The 16,953-nt window shown below is 62.5% G+C and carries 15 protein-coding genes; 11 read left to right on the top strand and 4 right to left on the bottom strand.

Features of this window, described 5'->3' with window-relative positions; translation table 11 throughout:
* Window positions 1–19: 19 nt before the first annotated feature.
* Entirely contained in the window at window positions 20–631 is a 612-nt protein-coding gene (locus ACJ2A4_RS05425; protein ID WP_408873922.1) for a hypothetical protein, read from the bottom strand.
* Window positions 632–847: 216 nt separating this feature from the next.
* Between ACJ2A4_RS05425 and rimP the strand changes: the two genes are divergently transcribed.
* The 10 genes from rimP (at window position 848) to ACJ2A4_RS05375 (ending at window position 14,035) form a co-directional block, all read left to right on the top strand.
* Window positions 848–1,459 carry a ribosome maturation factor RimP gene (gene rimP / locus ACJ2A4_RS05420; protein WP_408873921.1) on the top strand — a complete coding sequence of 204 codons (612 nt, stop codon included), beginning with the start codon at window positions 848–850 and terminating at the stop codon, window positions 1,457–1,459.
* A 34-nt stretch (window positions 1,460–1,493) separates the two neighbouring features.
* Window positions 1,494–3,047: a transcription termination factor NusA gene (gene nusA, locus ACJ2A4_RS05415; protein WP_408873920.1), complete on the top strand. Its 1,554-nt coding sequence runs from the start codon at window positions 1,494–1,496 to the stop codon at window positions 3,045–3,047.
* Entirely contained in the window at window positions 2,986–3,699 is a 714-nt protein-coding gene (locus ACJ2A4_RS05410) for an RNA-binding protein (protein ID WP_408873919.1), read from the top strand. Before nusA ends, ACJ2A4_RS05410 begins: the two co-directional genes overlap by 62 nt.
* Entirely contained in the window at window positions 3,696–6,452 is a 2,757-nt protein-coding gene (infB, locus tag ACJ2A4_RS05405; RefSeq protein WP_408873918.1) for a translation initiation factor IF-2, read from the top strand. Before ACJ2A4_RS05410 ends, infB begins: the two co-directional genes overlap by 4 nt.
* On the top strand, window positions 6,449–6,877 hold the full coding sequence (gene rbfA, locus ACJ2A4_RS05400; protein ID WP_011253108.1) for a 30S ribosome-binding factor RbfA: 429 nt from the start codon (window positions 6,449–6,451) through the stop codon (window positions 6,875–6,877). The genes infB and rbfA overlap by 4 nt, the downstream gene beginning before the upstream one ends.
* A gap of 98 nt (window positions 6,878–6,975) precedes the next feature.
* On the top strand, window positions 6,976–7,977 hold the full coding sequence (gene truB, locus ACJ2A4_RS05395) for a tRNA pseudouridine(55) synthase TruB (protein WP_408873917.1): 1,002 nt from the start codon (window positions 6,976–6,978) through the stop codon (window positions 7,975–7,977).
* Window positions 7,937–8,206, top strand: coding sequence for a 30S ribosomal protein S15 (gene rpsO / locus ACJ2A4_RS05390; protein WP_011253110.1), 270 nt, complete (start codon window positions 7,937–7,939; stop codon window positions 8,204–8,206). The genes truB and rpsO overlap by 41 nt, the downstream gene beginning before the upstream one ends.
* Window positions 8,207–8,402: 196 nt before the next feature.
* Window positions 8,403–10,553, top strand: a complete 2,151-nt coding sequence (gene pnp / locus ACJ2A4_RS05385; protein WP_408873916.1) for a polyribonucleotide nucleotidyltransferase — start codon at window positions 8,403–8,405, stop codon at window positions 10,551–10,553.
* Between the two features lie 64 nt (window positions 10,554–10,617).
* Window positions 10,618–12,036 (top strand): NAD(P)H-dependent flavin oxidoreductase, encoded by a 1,419-nt coding sequence (locus ACJ2A4_RS05380; RefSeq protein ID WP_408873915.1) that lies wholly within the window; start codon window positions 10,618–10,620, stop codon window positions 12,034–12,036.
* A gap of 4 nt (window positions 12,037–12,040) precedes the next feature.
* Window positions 12,041–14,035 (top strand): FUSC family protein, encoded by a 1,995-nt coding sequence (locus ACJ2A4_RS05375; protein WP_408873914.1) that lies wholly within the window; start codon window positions 12,041–12,043, stop codon window positions 14,033–14,035.
* 10 nt (window positions 14,036–14,045) lie between these two features.
* On the opposite strand, the gene ACJ2A4_RS05370 is transcribed toward ACJ2A4_RS05375, so the two are convergent.
* The 3 genes from ACJ2A4_RS05370 to ACJ2A4_RS05360 all read right to left on the bottom strand — a co-directional run bounded on the left by ACJ2A4_RS05370 (window position 14,046) and on the right by ACJ2A4_RS05360 (window position 15,647).
* Window positions 14,046–14,802, bottom strand: a protein-coding gene (locus ACJ2A4_RS05370; protein ID WP_275877879.1) for an IS5 family transposase whose coding sequence is annotated in 2 segments (ribosomal slippage) — window positions 14,046–14,478 and window positions 14,477–14,802 — 759 coding nt in all. Because the reading frame shifts where the segments join, the coding sequence is not laid out codon by codon here.
* Window positions 14,803–14,940: 138 nt separating this feature from the next.
* Window positions 14,941–15,381: a hypothetical protein gene (locus tag ACJ2A4_RS05365; protein WP_408873913.1), complete on the bottom strand. Its 441-nt coding sequence runs from the start codon at window positions 15,379–15,381 to the stop codon at window positions 14,941–14,943.
* Window positions 15,378–15,647, bottom strand: coding sequence for a VOC family protein (locus ACJ2A4_RS05360; protein ID WP_408874106.1), 270 nt, complete (start codon window positions 15,645–15,647; stop codon window positions 15,378–15,380). The genes ACJ2A4_RS05365 and ACJ2A4_RS05360 overlap by 4 nt, the downstream gene beginning before the upstream one ends.
* Before the next feature lie 101 nt (window positions 15,648–15,748).
* On the opposite strand from ACJ2A4_RS05360, the gene ACJ2A4_RS05355 reads away from it, so the two are divergent.
* Window positions 15,749–16,935, top strand: a protein-coding gene (locus ACJ2A4_RS05355) for an IS3 family transposase (RefSeq protein WP_408873912.1) whose coding sequence is annotated in 2 segments (ribosomal slippage) — window positions 15,749–16,007 and window positions 16,007–16,935 — 1,188 coding nt in all. Because the reading frame shifts where the segments join, the coding sequence is not laid out codon by codon here.
* Window positions 16,936–16,953 lie beyond the last annotated feature (18 nt).

Raw genomic sequence — 16,953 nt, 5'->3', positions numbered from 1 at the left:
TGAACACCGGGGCGGTTCCTTACTGGACGATCACGTTGAGCAGGACGCGCTGGTCAAGCGTCGTCAGGGCGGGCAGGGCCTGCGGACCAAGTGCCGTCAGTGCGCCAATGGTCAGGGCCGGTGCATGAGGCATGCTGACGGGAGCGATGAGGATCTGTCCGGCTTCGACAATGGGGATGACCAGATGCTGGAACTTGCCCGTCAGGACGACGCGCTGTGTCAGGCCCGAGACCGTGACATCGATCGTCTGTCCCACGGCGCCGGAAGCATCCAGCACCGGCATTTCCACCAGGCGCATCTTGCCGTCCTTGACCGCCGCGAGGATGCGGGCGCGGTCGGCAGGGCTGAAGCCGCTTTTGGCAAGGGCGGAAGGGGCTTTTGCGGGGGAGAGCATGGACAGTTGGACGGCGGCGGTCTGCGCGGCGGGGACGGCCGGAGTGTTCTGGGCCGGGGGGGCAATTGCCGGGGCAGGTGGTGTGGTCGTGTTGTGGGTATAGAAAAAGGCACCGGCCCCGACCGTCAGGGCCGCGATCAGCCCGCCTCCGCCCCACAGCGCCCTGCCTCTGGACGCGGGTTCGGATGGCAGGGGCTGCGGGCGCGGTTCTGGACGGGGCTCTGGCTGGACAGTCATTTCGAAACCATCTCACTCCCGACGGCGTCCAAAGACAAGGGCTTTCGCGGCATGGGAATGTAAACAAATCTTTCGACTCGCCCAATGAATAAGAGCTTCGGGATCAAAGGGATTTGCGTTCCTCTTGCGTCTGGTGGGGAGGTGACTTACATAGGGCATATTCCATTCATCTTCCGCTCATTTGGGGGGTGGCCCTGACGGGCCGCCTTTTTTGTCTTGTCTCAGCAGAACGCCTCTTCCGACATCGAACTGCCCCATCTCACGGGGCTGGAAGCCCGCATTGCGGAGCGGATTACGCCGACGCTCGCCGATCTGGGCTATGAGCTCGTGCGTCTGTCCGTGCTGGGACGTGATACCCCGACGATCCAGATCATGGCGGACCGTGCGAACGGCTCCCTGATCTCGGTGGAAGACTGCGAACAGATCAGCCACGCCGTGGGTGCCATTCTGGACGTTGATGATCCGATCCCCGGTGCGTGGATGCTGGAGGTCTCGTCCGCTGGGATCGACCGGCCGCTGACGCGCGCCAAGGACTGGGAACGATTCGCCGGCCATCTGGCAAAGGCCGAGCTGGATGTTCCGCTCAATGGCCGTCGCCGTTTCTCGGGCACCGTTATGGGTTCGCGGGACGGCAATGCCATCATCCGGCTGGATGATGGAACCGAGGCGGTTCTGCCGCTGGTGGATATCCGCAAGGCCCGTCTGGTCCTGACGGATGCGCTGATCGAGGCGAGTGCGGCCCTTGCAGGGCTGGACTCCGAAGGGGAAGATGGCGGGGAAGCGCGCCAGGCGCCCAAACTGAATCCGAAGAAGCCGGGAAAGAAGTGATGACCCGTCTCATGCTGGCTGGAGGTCCGATCTGATGGACACGTCTGTTACACGTCCCGAACTGCTGCTGGTTGCAGATGCAGTTTCCCGCGAGAAGAACATCGACCGCGAGGAAGTGCTCGAAGCCATGGAGCAGGCCATCCAGAAGGCTGGCCGTGCAAAGTACGGGCATGAAAAGGACATCCGCGCGACGATCGACCGCAAGAGCGGCGAAGTCCGTCTGAGCCGCTGGACCGAAGCGGTCGAGCATGTGGAGAACGAGGACACCCAGATCCCGCTGCATATCGCCCGCAAGTTCCAGCCGGAAATCCAGGCCGGCGAGCATCTGGTCGATCCACTGCCGCCGATCGATTTCGGTCGTATCGCAGCGCAGACGGCCAAGCAGGTCATCGTGCAGCGCGTGCGCGAATACGAGCGCAAGCGCCAGTACAACGAGTTCAAGGACCGCGTGGGCGAGATCGTCAACGGCACGGTCAAGCGCACCGAGTACGGCAACCTCATGGTCGAGATCGGCCATACGGAAGCCCTGTTGCGTCGTGACGAGCTGATCCCCCGCGAATCCTTCCGCAATTCCGACCGTGTCCGCGCCTATATCTATGATGTGCGTGACGAGCCGCGCGGCCCGCAGATCTTCCTGTCCCGCACGCATCCGGCCTTCCTGGCCAAGCTGTTTGCGCAGGAAGTGCCGGAAATCTACGACGGCATTATCGAGATTAAGGCCGTGTCCCGTGATCCGGGCTCGCGCGCCAAGATGGCCGTGATTTCCCGCGATGCGGCGATCGATCCGGTTGGTGCCTGCGTCGGTATGCGCGGCTCCCGCGTTCAGGCCGTCGTGGCCGAACTGCAGGGCGAGAAGATCGACATCATCCCCTGGAGCCCGCAGGCTGCGACGTTCGTCGTCAATGCGCTGGCCCCGGCTGAAGTCAGCAAGGTGGTGATGGATGAGGAAGCTGGCCGCGTCGAGGTCGTGGTGCCGGATGAGCAGCTTTCGCTCGCCATCGGTCGCCGTGGTCAGAACGTGCGTCTGGCCAGCCAGCTGACGCGCTGGGACATCGACATCCTGACGGAGGCCGAGGAATTGGAACGTCGTCAGGAAGAGTTCCGCAAGCGCTCCTCGCAGTTCGTCGAGGCGCTGGACGTCGATGACGTGATTGCGGGCCTACTGGTGACGGAAGGCTTCCACACGATCGAGGAACTGGCCTACACCGATCCGGGCGAACTGAACGATATCGAAGGCTTTGACGAGAGCGTGGCCGAAGAGCTCATGCATCGCGCCAACGACTATCTGGCCAGCAAGGAGCAGGCCCTGGACGATCAGCGCAAGGCGCTGGGTGTCACGGATGATGTGGCCGAGCTGGGAACCTTCACGAACCAGATGCTGGTGACGCTGGGTGAGAAGGGCGTGAAGACGCTTGATGATCTGGCGGATCTGGCTGGTGACGAACTGGTGGAAATCCTCGGTGAGGATGCCATCGACGAGGATGCCGCCAACGAGATCATCATGGCAGCCCGTGCACACTGGTTCGATGGTGAGGAAGCCAACTCGGCAAAGCCCGAAAATGGTGATGAGGAGTCGACCGACGTCTGATATTTCTGATACTGATAATGGTCCCGTTCGTGGTGCTCTAGGGCGTCGCGGCTCGGAGCGGCGATGCATCGTTACACGAGAGCAGAAGCCGCCTGAAGGCATGATCCGTTTCGTGGTCAGCCCGGATAACCGGGTTGTGCCCGACCTCGCTGGAAAACTTCCGGGCCGGGGAATGTGGTTGAGTGCCAGCCGGGATGTGTTAGATAGCGCCCGCACACGACAGGCTTTTGCCAGAGCGGCAAAAGCCCAGGTGATCGTACCGGAAGGCCTGGCCGATCTGGTCGAGGCCGCGCTGGTGCAGCGGATGCTGGACGCAGTCAGCCTGGCCCGGAGAGCGGGTCAGACGGTCTGCGGGTTTCAGAAATGCCGGGAGTGGCTCACTTCAGGCAGGGTAGGGGTGGTGATCCGTTCGGAAAGTGCAAGCCCGGACGAGTTCTCCAGACTGGTGTCGGGCCGGCGTTCTCTGCCGGTGGTGACAGTTCCCGATCGGGTCCTGGAATCGGCGTTCAGCCGGGACCGGGCGGTCTATGCGGTGATGGCGCCAGGAGCGCTGGCACAGCGCCTGATCGCCGAACATGAGAGATTTTCGGGAGTGGCAGGACGTCCGCTCCCAGACCCCGCAGGGGTCAGTAAGGAACAGGCGGAACTATGAGCGACGGCAACGAGCGCAACCAGGACGGAAACAACACCCCATCACAGGGCGGCGAACAGACCAGAAGCAGCCGCCTGTCGCTTCGCCCTGCTGGACGTCAGGAGGTCGGGCGTACTGTGGATGCCGGATCCGTACGTCAGAGCTTCAGCCATGGCCGTTCCAAGGTCGTGCAGGTTGAGGTCCGCAAGCCCAAGCGCAATGCGTCCGGCCCGGGTGCCGGTGCGGCGGCCCGCGGTGGCCGTGCGGGTGGACGTGCCCTGACGGCAGCCGAACTGGCAGCCCGCCAGCGCGCCCTTGAGGGGCAGCGCAAGGCCGCGGCTGAAGAGGCTGCGCGGCGCGAGGAAGAAAAGATCCAGATCATGTCGGCTGCCGAAGCTGCGCGTCGCGCTGCCGAGGAAGAGCGTCTGATCAGCGAACAGAAGGCTGCGGAAATCGCCGTCTTGAAGGAAAGCGAGCAGCAGGCTGCGCGCGAACAGGCTGCTGCTGAAGCTGCGGCACGCGCTGCCGAACAGGCTGCTGCCGAAGCTGCGGCCCGCGAGGCCGAGGAAGCTGCGCGAGCGGCTCCGCTCGATCCGCGCAGCCACTCGACCGGCGGTGTTCAGCTGGCGGCTCCGGTGCAGCGTCTGCGTCCTCTGGCCGAGCGTGCGATCATGCCGCCGCGCCCGGTCCAGCCGTCGCGTCCGGCAGCATCTGCTTCTGCGCCTGCCCGTAACAACGAAACGCTTCATCTGCGTTCCGGTGCCGCTGGTGGTGATGACGAGCGTCGTCCCGCACCCCGCCGCAGTGGTCCGGGGGCTGCCGCTGCACCGCAGCGCCGTCCGTCCGCGCCGTCCCGTAAGGGTGGCGGCAGCGATCGCCGTGCAGGCCGTATTGACGTCCGCGCTGCGATTGAAGGTGATGACGACAAGACGCGTTCGCTGGCATCGGTCCGCCGTCAGCGCGACCGTGAGCGTCGCCAGGCCGAACTGGAGCGTCTGCGTTCCGATCAGGTCCGCGTCGTGCGTGACGTCATCGTGCCGGAAACCATCACGGTCGCCGAACTGGCCAACCGTATGGCCGCCCGTCAGGGTGAAGTCATCAAGGCGCTCATGAAGATGGGCGTCATGGCGACGGCCGCACAGAGCATTGACGGCGATACCGCTGAACTCGTGGTCGAGGAATTCGGTCACCGCATCAAGCGTGTTTCCGAGAGCGATGTTGAAATTGGTATCGAGGGTGTCGAGGACAGCGAAACCGATCTGAAGCCGCGTGCTCCGGTCGTCACGGTCATGGGGCATGTCGATCACGGCAAGACCTCCCTGCTCGATGCACTGCGCACCACGGATGTGGCCGCCAGCGAAGCCGGTGGCATCACCCAGCATATCGGCGCGTATCAGATCACGGCGCCGTCCGGGAAGAAGATCACCTTCATCGATACCCCGGGTCATGAGGCCTTCACGTCCATGCGTGCCCGTGGCGCGTCCGTGACGGATATCGTCGTGCTGGTCGTGGCTGCCGATGACGGCGTGATGCCGCAGACGATCGAAGCCATCAAGCACGCCAAGGCGGCCAATGCTCCGATCATTGTGGCAATCAACAAGATCGACAAGCCGGGCGCCAATCCGAACCGCGTGCGTCAGGAACTGCTGAGCCACGAGATCGTGGTCGAGGAAATGGGTGGTGACACCCAGGACGTCGAGGTTTCGGCCCTCAAGCGTACCGGTCTGGACAAGCTTGAAGAATGCATCCTGCTTCAGGCAGAGCTGCTGGATCTCAAGGCCAATCCGGACCGTGTGGCCGAAGGTGTCGTGATCGAAAGCCGTCTGGATCGTGGACGTGGCCCTGTTGCTGCCGTTCTCGTCCAGAAGGGTACGCTGCGTCGTGGCGATATCGTGGTGGCCGGTGCCGAATGGGGCCGTATCCGTGCGCTGCTCGACGACCGTGGCCGTCAGGTCAAGGAAGCCGGTCCGTCCCTGCCGGTCGAGATTCTCGGCCTGACGGGTGTGCCGGGTGCGGGCGAGCCGTTCGTTGTCGTCGAGAACGATGCGCGGGCCCGTGAGATCAGTGAGTTCCGTCAGCGGAAGATCAAGGAGAAGGAAGCGGCGTCGCAGGTTGCAGCCCGTGGAACGCTCGATCAGATGCTGGCCCGGATCCAGGCCGGTGTGCAGAAGGAAGTTGCCCTTCTCATCAAGGCTGACGTGCAGGGTTCGGCGGAAGCGATTTCTACGACCGTGCAGAAGCTGGCCCATGAGGAAGTGGCTGTCCGCGTCCTGAACGCCAGTGTCGGTCAGATCACGGAAAGCGACATCCAGCTTGCCAAGGCTTCTGATGCCATCATCGTGGCCTTCAATGTCCGTGCAACCACGCAGGCCCGTGAACTGGCCCAGCGCGAGGGTGTGGACATCCGCTACTACTCGATCATCTACCAGGTGGCGGATGACGTGGAGCAGCTGGTCAAGGGCAAGGTTGCGCCGAAGCATCGTGAGAAGTTCCTCGGTTACGCAGAGGTCCGTCAGGTGTTCAACATCACCAAGACCGGCAAGGTCGCGGGTTGCTATGTCACCGAAGGTCTCGTCAAGCGCGGCTGTGGCGTGCGTCTGCTGCGTGACAACGTGGTTATCCATGAGGGCGAGCTGAGCCAGCTCAAGCGCTTCAAGGATGACGTCAAGGAAGTGGCACGCGGTTACGAGTGTGGTCTGTCGTTTGCGGGTTACAACGACCTGCGCGAAGGCGACATGGTCGAGTGCTACGAAATGGAAGTGATCCCGGCTTGAGTTCCCGTTCCAGACATGACGTGAAAGGTCCCGCGGGCGTCTCCGCTCACGGGCCCAGCACCCGCCAGCTCCGGGTGGCCGAAGAGGTCCGCCGGGTTCTGGCGGAACTGTTCGCCCGGACCGAATTCCGCGATCCGGAACTGCTGGATGTGCGGATTACGGTGACGGAAGTTCGCATCTCTCCGGATTTCAGACATGCCACGGCTTTCGTGACACGTCTGGGACGGAGCGATGTAGAGGTTCTCCTGCCAGCCCTGAAGCGGGTGGCACCTTTCCTGAGAACGGGCCTTTCCAAGGCTCTCAATCTCCGGACGGTACCAGAGATCCACTTCCAGCCCGATACGGCGCTGGATAACGCCATGGAACTCGACGAGATTATGCGGTCTCCGGAAGTCCAGCGGGATCTGAACTCCAAGCCCGAGTGACTTTTTTTAAAAACGCCTCTCACTTTCGGTGAGGGGCGTTTTTGCATTCCGGCCCCCTGCTGGTCTATCAGCGGCCTTCAAAAGCAAGGACGGGATGTATGGGCAGAAAACGTGGACGCGATATCGACGGGTGGCTGATTCTCGACAAGCCGCTGGGGCCGACCTCCACGGATATGGTCAACAAGCTGCGATGGGCTTTTGATGCGAAAAAGGCCGGTCATGGCGGGACGCTCGATCCGCTGGCTTCCGGCGTGCTGCCGATCGCGTTCGGCAAGGCGACGCGGACCATTCCATACATCATGGACGCGACAAAGCGTTACCGTTTCACCCTGACTTTCGGGGAAAGCCGGACGACGGATGATCTTGAAGGCGAGGTTCTGGCGACATCTCCGAACCGCCCGACCGATGACCAGATCCGTGCCGTTCTGCCCGCGCTCACCGGAAATGTCATGCAGGTGCCACCCGTCTTTTCAGCGCTGCGGGTCGGGGGTGAGCGGGCCTATGACATGGCGCGGGCCGGCCGTCCGCCTGAGCTTCCGCCACGTCCGGCGCGGATCGATTCGATAACGCTGGTGGAACGTCCGGATGCGGATACGGCCGTCTTCGACGTCCAGTCTGGCAAGGGCGTCTATATGCGTTCCCTGGCACGGGACATCGCGCTGGCCTGCGGAACGGTGGGTCATATTTCGGTGCTGCGGCGGACGAAGTGCGGGCCGTTCGATCTGAGCCACGCACTGACGATCGATCAGATATCACTGGACAAATCGACTCAAACTGTGGACAAGGCCGATGCTCTTCCGGCTCCTCTGCTGGATGCGGCGACCGCGCTGGTCGACATCCCGGCGCTGGCCGTCACCGATGCGGAGGGAAGGATGCTTGTCTGGGGGCAGTCGATAGACCCCGCGGACCTCGTGCATCCTCTGCCGGCATCGTCGCAGGGGGAAGACCATCTGTGGCGCGCGATGATCGGAGAGCACGTGCTGGGTCTGTGTCATGTCCGTCATGGGCGGCTCAAAGCAGCGCGTATGCTGGAAAACCACGAGTTTTTTGGAGAACACGATGTCGATTACCGCAGAACGCCGCACGGCACTGATTTCTGAGTACAAGCAGAGCGAGACGGATACGGGTTCGCCGGAAGTACAGGTTGCAATCCTGTCCGAGCGTATCGTCAACCTGACCGAGCACCTGAAGACCCACAAGAAGGACTTCCACTCCCGTCGTGGTCTTCTGATGATGGTCGGTCAGCGTCGTAGCCTGCTGGACTACCTGAAGCGCAAGGACCAGGCCCGTTACCAGAGCCTGATCGAGCGTCTCGGCCTGCGTCGCTGAGCTAGATCTGTCCGGGAGCCTGCTCCCGGACATCCCGCCATCGCCTGTCCGGCGGTGCGGGTGCGCGACCGGCGTTTCAGGCCACATGGTGTCATGTCGGGGGCTTCCCGTCATCACCGCCATGCCGTCCGAAACGCTGCTCCGCCACCTGCCGGACGCCCGGGGATGGTTTCATCCTTAATTTGGGAAAACATGCATGTTTGATTATTTCCGCAAGGAAATCGAATGGGCCGGACGCCCCCTGATCCTGGAGACCGGCAAGGTCGCACGCCAGGCAGACGGCGCGGTCATGATCACGTATGGCGACACGGTCGTGCTCTGCACCGCCGTTGGTGCCAAGACCGTCAAGCCGGGACAGGACTTCTTCCCGCTGACGGTCAACTACCAGGAAAAGGCTTACGCCGCCGGCAAAATCCCGGGTGGGTTCTTCAAGCGTGAAGGCCGTCCGTCCGAAGCCGAAGTCCTGAACGCCCGTCTGATCGACCGTCCGATCCGTCCGCTGTTCCCGGAAAACTTCCGCAACGAAGTCCAGATCACCGCAACGGTTCTGAGCTACGACAACGAGAACGATCCGGCCCTCGTGTCGCTGATCGGCTGCTCGGCTGCGCTGACGCTTTCCGGTATTCCGTTCTTCGGCCCGGTCGCCTGTGCGCGCATCGGTCGCATCGACGGCAAGCTGGTCGTGAACCCAACGCATGACGAGATCAAGGACAGCACGCTCGACCTGATGGTCGCCGGTACGGCCGAAGGCGTGCTGATGGTTGAATCCGAAGCCAGCGAGCTTTCGGAAGAGACGATGCTTGAAGCCGTGACGCTGGGTCACACGTCCTTCCAGCCGGTCATCGATGCCATCATCGCGCTTGCCGAGCACGCTGCGAAAGCACCGTGGGATCTGCCGTCGCTGACGAAGGAAGAAATCGCCCTTCGCAAGCGCGTCGAGAAGGTCGGCAACAAGCTGATGGCGGACGCCTACAAGGAGCGTCAGAAGCAGGCCCGTTACAAGAAGGTCGCCGAAGCCAAGGACCGGATCAACGAGATCCTGGCCGAGGAAGGTCTGGACGTCGAACTGGCCAAGCCGATGCTCAAGGAGCTTGAGGCACAGGTCGTTCGTGGCTCCATCCTCAAGACGGGCATCCGTATCGATGGCCGTGACCTGAAGACGGTTCGCCCGATCCTGGCCGAAGTCGGTATCCTGCCGCGCGCCCATGGGTCGTCCCTGTTCACACGTGGCGAGACGCAGGCCCTCGTGGTCGCAACGCTCGGCACGGGTCAGGACGAGCAGATCATCGACGCGCTGGAAGGTGAATACCGTTCCAACTTCATGCTGCACTACAACTTCCCGCCGTATTCGGTCGGTGAGTGTGGCCGCATGGGCTCCCCGGGCCGTCGTGAAATCGGTCACGGCAAGCTGGCATGGCGCGCAATCCATCCGCTGCTGCCGAGCAAGGAAGCCTTCCCGTACACGATGCGTGTGGTTTCCGAGATCACGGAAAGCAACGGCTCGTCTTCCATGGCAACCGTCTGCGGTTCCTCGCTCGCTCTGATGGATGCCGGCGTTCCGCTGCCGCGTCCCGTTGCAGGCATTGCCATGGGCCTGATCAAGGAAGACCGTGGCTACGCCGTGCTGTCCGACATCCTGGGTGATGAAGATCACCTCGGCGACATGGACTTCAAGGTGGCCGGTACGGCTGACGGCGTGACCGCGCTGCAGATGGACATCAAGATCACGTCCATCACGCCGGAAATCATGAAGATCGCCCTGGAGCAGGCCCGTGAAGGCCGTATCCACATCCTTGGCGAAATGGCCAAGGCCCTGACGGAAGGTCGTTCGGACGTTTCGGGCAATGCACCGAAGATCACCACGATCTCCGTGCCGAAGGAAAAGATCCGTGATGTGATCGGTTCCGGTGGCAAGGTGATCCGCGAAATCGTCGAATATTCGGGTGCGAAGGTCGATATCGGTGACGATGGCACCGTGACGATTGCTGCTTCCAACGACGAGCAGGCCCAGAAGGCCATTGCCCGCATCGAAGGCATCGTCGCCGAGCCGGAAATCGGCCGCATCTATGACGGCAAGGTCGTCAAGACCGCCGATTTCGGTGCGTTCGTGAACTTCCTTGGTCCGCGTGATGGCCTGGTTCACATTTCCGAACTGGCAGAAGGCCGCGTTGCGAAGACGACCGATGTCGTCAAGCAGGGTGATGCCGTGAAGGTCAAGGTCATCGGTTTTGACGACCGCGGCAAGGTCAAGCTCTCCATGAGGGTTGTCGATCAGGCCACGGGCGCCGATATTACGGAGAGCGTGGGGGCCAAGCCGGGCCGTCCGCCCCGTCGCGACGCCGAATGAGTGTTGGGGCGGGGCTCGCAAGGCCCCGCCTTTTTTTTCTGAGTATCGGAGACAGCCAGTCCCCATGAAATCTATTGATACCCTCCGTTTTGGTGGTCAGGATGTGCTGCCTCTGATCGAAGGGGGCAAAGGTGTTTCCGTCTCCACGGGCGTTTCGGCCGGACACTGGGCTGCCGCTGGCGGGATCGGAACCATCTCGGCCGTCAATGCGGACAGCTACGATCAGGACGGCAAGCCCGTTCCGCAGATCTATCATGGCCGGACCCGTCGTGAGCGTCAGCAGGAACTGATCCGCTACGCCATTGATGGTGGCATCGCCCAGGCGAAGATCGCCCACGACATTTCGGGCGGCAAAGGCCGGATCAACGTCAATATCCTGTGGGAAATGGGCGGGGCCGAGGAAGTCATCACGGGCATCCTTGAAGGTGCTCCGGGCCTTGTGCATGGTCTGACCTGTGGTGCAGGTATGCCGTATCGCCTGTCGGACATCGCGGTCCGTTTCGGGATTCCGTATTACCCGATCATTTCCTCGGGACGCGCGTTCAATGCCCTGTGGCGCCGTGCGTACAGCAAGGCTCCCGAACTGCTGGGCGGCGTGGTTTATGAGGATCCGTGGCGTGCGGGCGGTCATAACGGCCTGTCCAACACGGAAAATCCGCTGTCTCCGGAAGATCCGTATCCGCGCGTTCTCGAACTGCGCCGCGTCATGCGCAATTATGGTCTGGATGAGACGCCGATCATCATGGCCGGTGGCGTCTGGCATCTTGAGGAATGGCAGGACTGGATCGGCAATCCGGAACTGGGGCCGATCGCGTTCCAGTTCGGAACCCGTCCGCTGCTGACGCAGGAAAGCCCGATCCCCGATGCCTGGAAGCGCCGTCTCCTGACGCTGAAGAAGGGGGATGTGTATCTCAACCGCTTCTCTCCGACAGGGTTCTATTCCTCGGCGGTCAAGAACAGCTTCCTGAACGATCTGCGCGCACGGTCCGAGCGTCAGGTGCCCTACAGTCAGGAAGCCGGCGACGGGTATGAAGCGTCCTATGGCGTTGGTGCCCGTAAGCGCGAGGTGTTCGTGCCGGCAGCTGATCGTCCGCGCATTGCGGAGTGGGAAGCTGCCGGCTTTACGGAAGCACTCCGGACCCCGGATGATACGCTGGTGTTTGTGACGCCGGAAAGCAGTCGCGAAATCCTGGCGGATCAGACGGCCTGCATGGGCTGTCTGTCGCAGTGCCGCTTCTCAAACTGGATGCAGCGCGAGCCGTACACGACGGGTCAGAAGGCGGATCCGCGGTCTTTCTGCATCCAAAAGACGCTCCAGACCATTTCCCATATTCCGCCCGGTGCGGATGAGGATGTGGTCATGGACCATAATCTGATGTTTGGCGGCACGAATGCGTGGCGCTTCGGCACGGATCCGTTCTATGCGAACGGTTTTGTCCCGACGGTCGGCCAGCTCGTGGAGCGTATCCTGACCGGTCGCTGAGGACATGGTCCGCGATCCTCTTTTGACTGGTCCGTCGTCCCGGCCTGCCCCCAACAGGGGCAGGCCGTTCGACTTTCTGACGCAGTTTCTGGCCCGGCATTCCGTTCCCGTCAGTCCGGAGCAGATCGCTCCGGCCGAGGGGAGCCGGGCTGCGGTGGCGACCGTCATGGCGCTGCTTCCCGCACTTTACGAACAGCAGGCCGTGCTGGCCTGGGCTGCCTTTGCGGCGTTCTGGAGCTGCCTGATTGAGCCGGGCGGGACGGCGCGGGAACAGTTCCGCATTCTCGGGCTTTTCACGGTGGGTGGCGCAATCCTGGGGGGCGTGACCTCTCTTGTCGCGGATTATCCGCTGTGGGGCGTGCTGCCCTGGCTGGTGCTGACGGGTCTGCTGACAGGCATGGCGCGGGCGCTGACACCGTCCATGGCGCTGCTTTGCGCGCTTCTGGGATGCGTCATGCTGGCAGGGACGGGGTTCCCGGCACATGGATTGCAGGACGCGTTCGTCATTGCTCTGGCGTTTGGCGGAGGTGGCGTCTGGGCCATGCTCCTGTGCCTCGTCATCTGGCCGCTGCATCCCTATGCGCCAGCCAGACGAGCCGTGGGGAGCTGTTACCGGCTGCTTTCAGTCATGGCGGGCGAGATTGCGGCGGGGCGACTTCAGGAAACGGTCCATCGGCAGAATGTACGCACCGCCATCGAGCGGGCGCGCGGTCTGGCGCTTCAGATTGATGCCGGGCATGCCAGTTATGGCATGCGCGGACGCCTGATTGCGTCTCTGGCCGGGGCGGAACGCCTGTTTACGGCCATGCTGGCGGTGGAGCATCTGGTCGAGACGCGCGGACTGGATTTCGAGGCGCGGGGCACGCTCGCGGCTTTTTCCGCGCTGTGTCAGCATGCCAGCGATGCAGCACTGGAGCCCACGCCGGATCTTGAACATCTGGCAGCGGAAGGGCTTGCGCTGGCGGAGAGCATTCCCGCGACGGCTGGTCCGATCGGGGAGCTGGTGGCGACCAGTGCGCGGACGCTGGGAACGCTGGCCGAAGGTCTGGCACAGAAGGCACGGCTGCCGCTTGATGCCGAACTGCCCCGGCATGTGGCGCGCCTGACGCCGGCGATCTGGCAGCATACGCTCCGGCTCGTGGTGGGGCTGCTGGCCACTTACATGACGAGCTGGTGGCTCGGGCTGGATTACGGGTTCTGGGCGCTGGTGGCGGTGCTGCTGGTGATCCAGCCCTCCGGACAGACGACGTTGGTGCGGGCGCTGGAGCGTGTGCTCGGGACAGTGGGCGGTGGCGTGCTGGCGTTGTTGCTGACACCGTTTCTGCCGGGCTCGGCGCAGATGCTGGCGGCGGTGGCGGTGTTCGTGATCGGGGCGATCGCGATGCGGGCCGTGAATTACACCATGCTCGTCGTGTTCATCAGTGCGCAGTTCATTGTCGTGACGGAAATGATCATGCCCTCACAGGGCGTAGCCTGGGTGCGGATGCTCGACAACACGCTTGGCAGCGTGATCGGGCTGCTCTGTGCTTTCATGGTCTGTCCGCAGCGGCGGGGGCAGGACATGGACGGTCTGCTGCAGACGGCGGTGGTTGGAAATTTGCGTTATCTGGCAGCCGTGCTGAACCGCGATGATCCGGTTGTCACGGACAGGATCCAGCGCCAGGCCGGGATCGACACGACACGGGCGGAGTTTGCTCGGGGCTCGCTGCCCATCCTGGGTGGTGTTTCGGCTGTCGGGGAGCGTGCGACGCAGGCTCATGCGCTGTTGCGGGCCCTGCGGCGTCTGAGCGGAGAGGCCACACTGCTGCGGTTCGATATTTCGGCTGGGTTGTGTGAAGGCGATGCTGAGGCCGGGGAGCGGTGGCGTGTCACAGCGGCGTCGCTTGAGAGCGGGGCGTCACTGTCGGATGTCGCCAAGAAGATCGAGAATGGCGAGGTAATGGCCGAGATTGCGGCGCTGGAGCGGGCGGGGCGTAACTCGGCTCCGTCAGGCAGCTAGGCTCAGGAACTCATAGCCAGAACAAGACGGTTGCGGCGAGGCAGACTGCCGAGAAGAAGACGGTCGGGCATCTGTCATAGCGTGTTGCGACCCGTCTCCAGTCCTTGAGCCTGCCGAACATGATCTCGATACGGTGGCGTCTTTTGTATTTCCGTTTGTCGTATTTGACCGGTTTTGCACGAGATTTTCGACCAGGAATACAGGGTTTGATCCCTTTCTCCTCCAGGGCCTCTCTGAACCAGTCAGCGTCATAGCCCCGGTCTGCCAGCATCCATTCGGCTGGTGGCAGACTGTCCAGAAGGGCAGCGGCACCAGTATAATCACTGATCTGACCTGCTGTCATGAAGAAGTCGAGCGGACGTCCGTTCCGGTCGGTGACAGCATGCAGCTTCGTATTCATCCCGCCTTTGGTCCGCCCGATCAAACGGCCTGAGCCCCCTTTTTAACCGCAGGCTCGAAGCCGTGCGATGTGCCTTGAGATAGGTCGCATCAATCATGATTGTCTGAGGCTCTGCCTTGCCAGTAGCCAGTCCCTCCATCATGCGGATGAATACCCCCATAGCGCTCCAGCGCTTCCAGCGGTTGTAGAGCGTCTTGTGTGGACCGTATTCCCGGGGCGCATCACGCCAGCGCAGACCATTTCTGTTCACGAAAATGATCCCGCTCAACACACGACGATCATCAACGCGAGGTTTGCCATGGCTCTTCGGGAAAAAGGGCCGCAGACGATCCATCTGCTCCTCCGTCAACCAATACAGGTCACTCATCTTCAGTCTCCTCACAGAGGCTGAATTAGATTTCCGCAATCATATCAATGGGTCCTGAGCCTAGGGCCTGAAAAATAGAAAAAGCCGGAGACGGGGTGTCGTCTCCGGCTTTTTTATGTGGATTGGTCGCGAAGAGCGTCAGTGATGGCCGCCGCCACCTTGACCGCCACCTCCGCCATGGCCACCCCCACCCGGTCCGCCACCGTGGCCGCCCATTCCGCCCGGACCGCCATGGCCTCCACCGGGCCCGCCGCCCGGTCCACCATGACCGCCCATGCCTCCGGGGCCACCATGACCACCGGGTCCACCGCCGAAGCCGTGTCCTCCCGGTCCGCGTCCACCGGGCCCGCGACCGCCGGGGCCACGTCCACGATAGGGGCCGACGCCGTAGCCGCCGCCCCAACCGCCGCCCCAGCCACCACCCCAGCCGGTGTCGTAACCGCCGTAATAGCCACCGCCGCCATAGCCGCCGTAACCATCATACCCGTATCCGTCATAGCCGACGCAGCCGGACAGCATGCCGAGCAGGCAGAGCGCGCCGCCGATGCGGGCGAAGGTCTTTGTTGTCCGACGGGTCATTTCGCGTCTCCTGCCGCGATGGGATCATGCCATTCCATAACGCCGAAAGCGGCGCCTGCCGGATCGGCGAGGATGGCAATCATGCTGTTCTGGTGATCGAGATGCGGCTCGACCAGAACGCGGCCGCCAAGCTGCACGGCTTTTTCGGCGGCACTGCCAACGCTGTCCACCTGCACGAAGCTGAGCCAGCGGGCCCGTGCGTTGGGTGGCAGGCGCGGAGGCAGGGGATTGACGGTTGCGCGTGCTACGGACTGGGATTCAAGGATGTAGCGCTGGTTGGTATCGGGGGCCGGTGCGGCCTAGAGGTGGTCCCCATTTTTCGGACAGGGCGATAAGCTATCATCTGGCCTGAACGAGGACGGGTTTTATGGGCAAGGTTACGCGGAAACGGTATGCGGCAGAGTTCAAGTCACGGGTTGCGCTGGAGGCGATCCGTGGGGAACTGACGCTGGCGGAACTGGCTTCGAAACATGGAGTGCATCAGACGATGATCGCACAGTGGAAACGGCAGGCGATCGAGGGGATGGCGGCGACCTTTTCCGGGAAGACGGTGGCTGAGCCGCCGGTCAGCCCTGCTGATGTGGAGAAACTGCACGCGAAGATAGGCGAACTTCTCGTGGAACGGGATTTTTTACGCGATGCCTCTGCTCGGTTGGGCGTGATCAGAGGCGGCAGATGATTGACCCGAAGCGAGCGCGTCTGCCGATAATCCGGCAATGCACGCTGCTGCAACTCAACCGGTCGGGCGTTTACTATCGGCCTGTGCCACAGAGCGAGGCCAATCTGGAGCTGATGCGGCTGATCGACGCCCAGTTCCTGGAAACGCCGTATTATGGCTCACGGCAGATGACATGGCATCTGCGCCGCCAGGGACATGAAGTGGGCCGCAAGCGGGTCCGGCGGATCATGGCGATCATGGGCCTGCGGGCGGTCTACCAGAAGCCGCGCACGAGTGTGCCTCATCCGGAGCATCGGAAATATCCGTATCTGCTACGGGATCTGGTCATCAATCGGCCTGACCAGGTCTGGTGTTCCGATATCACATATATTCCCATGAAACGGGGATTTCTCTATCTCGTGACGATCATGGACTGGTTCACGCGCAAGGTCCTGTCCTGGCGTCTGTCGAACACGATGGACGTGGAGTTCTGTATCGAGGCGCTACAGGATGCCCTCATGCGCTATGGCGCCCCGGACATTTTCAATACTGACCAGGGGTCGCAATTTACGACACCCCGTTTCAGCGGGATACTGGAAGAGCGTCAGATCCGCATCAGTATGGACGGGCGTGGGCGATGGCTGGATAACGTGTTCATCGAGCGCCTGTGGCGGTCGCTGAAATACGAATGCGTCTACCTGTACGCGTTCGAGACCGGATCAGAGCTGAGGGCCGGGCTTGGCAGATGGATCGCCCATTATAACGAAAGGCGTCCGCATACGGCGCTGGCTGGACGAACGCCCGATGAGGCGTATCATAACGTGCCGACGCCATCTGGTCCGGGGTTAACCCCGGACCAGAGGGCCAACAGCAACGCCGTCAGAAGGGCGGCATAACAACAACCGGGTATAGCT

It is taken from the genome of Gluconobacter roseus (assembly GCF_046058915.1).
GTDB lineage: Bacteria > Pseudomonadota > Alphaproteobacteria > Acetobacterales > Acetobacteraceae > Gluconobacter > Gluconobacter roseus_A.
This window is presented reverse-complemented; position numbering and strand designations above follow the sequence as displayed.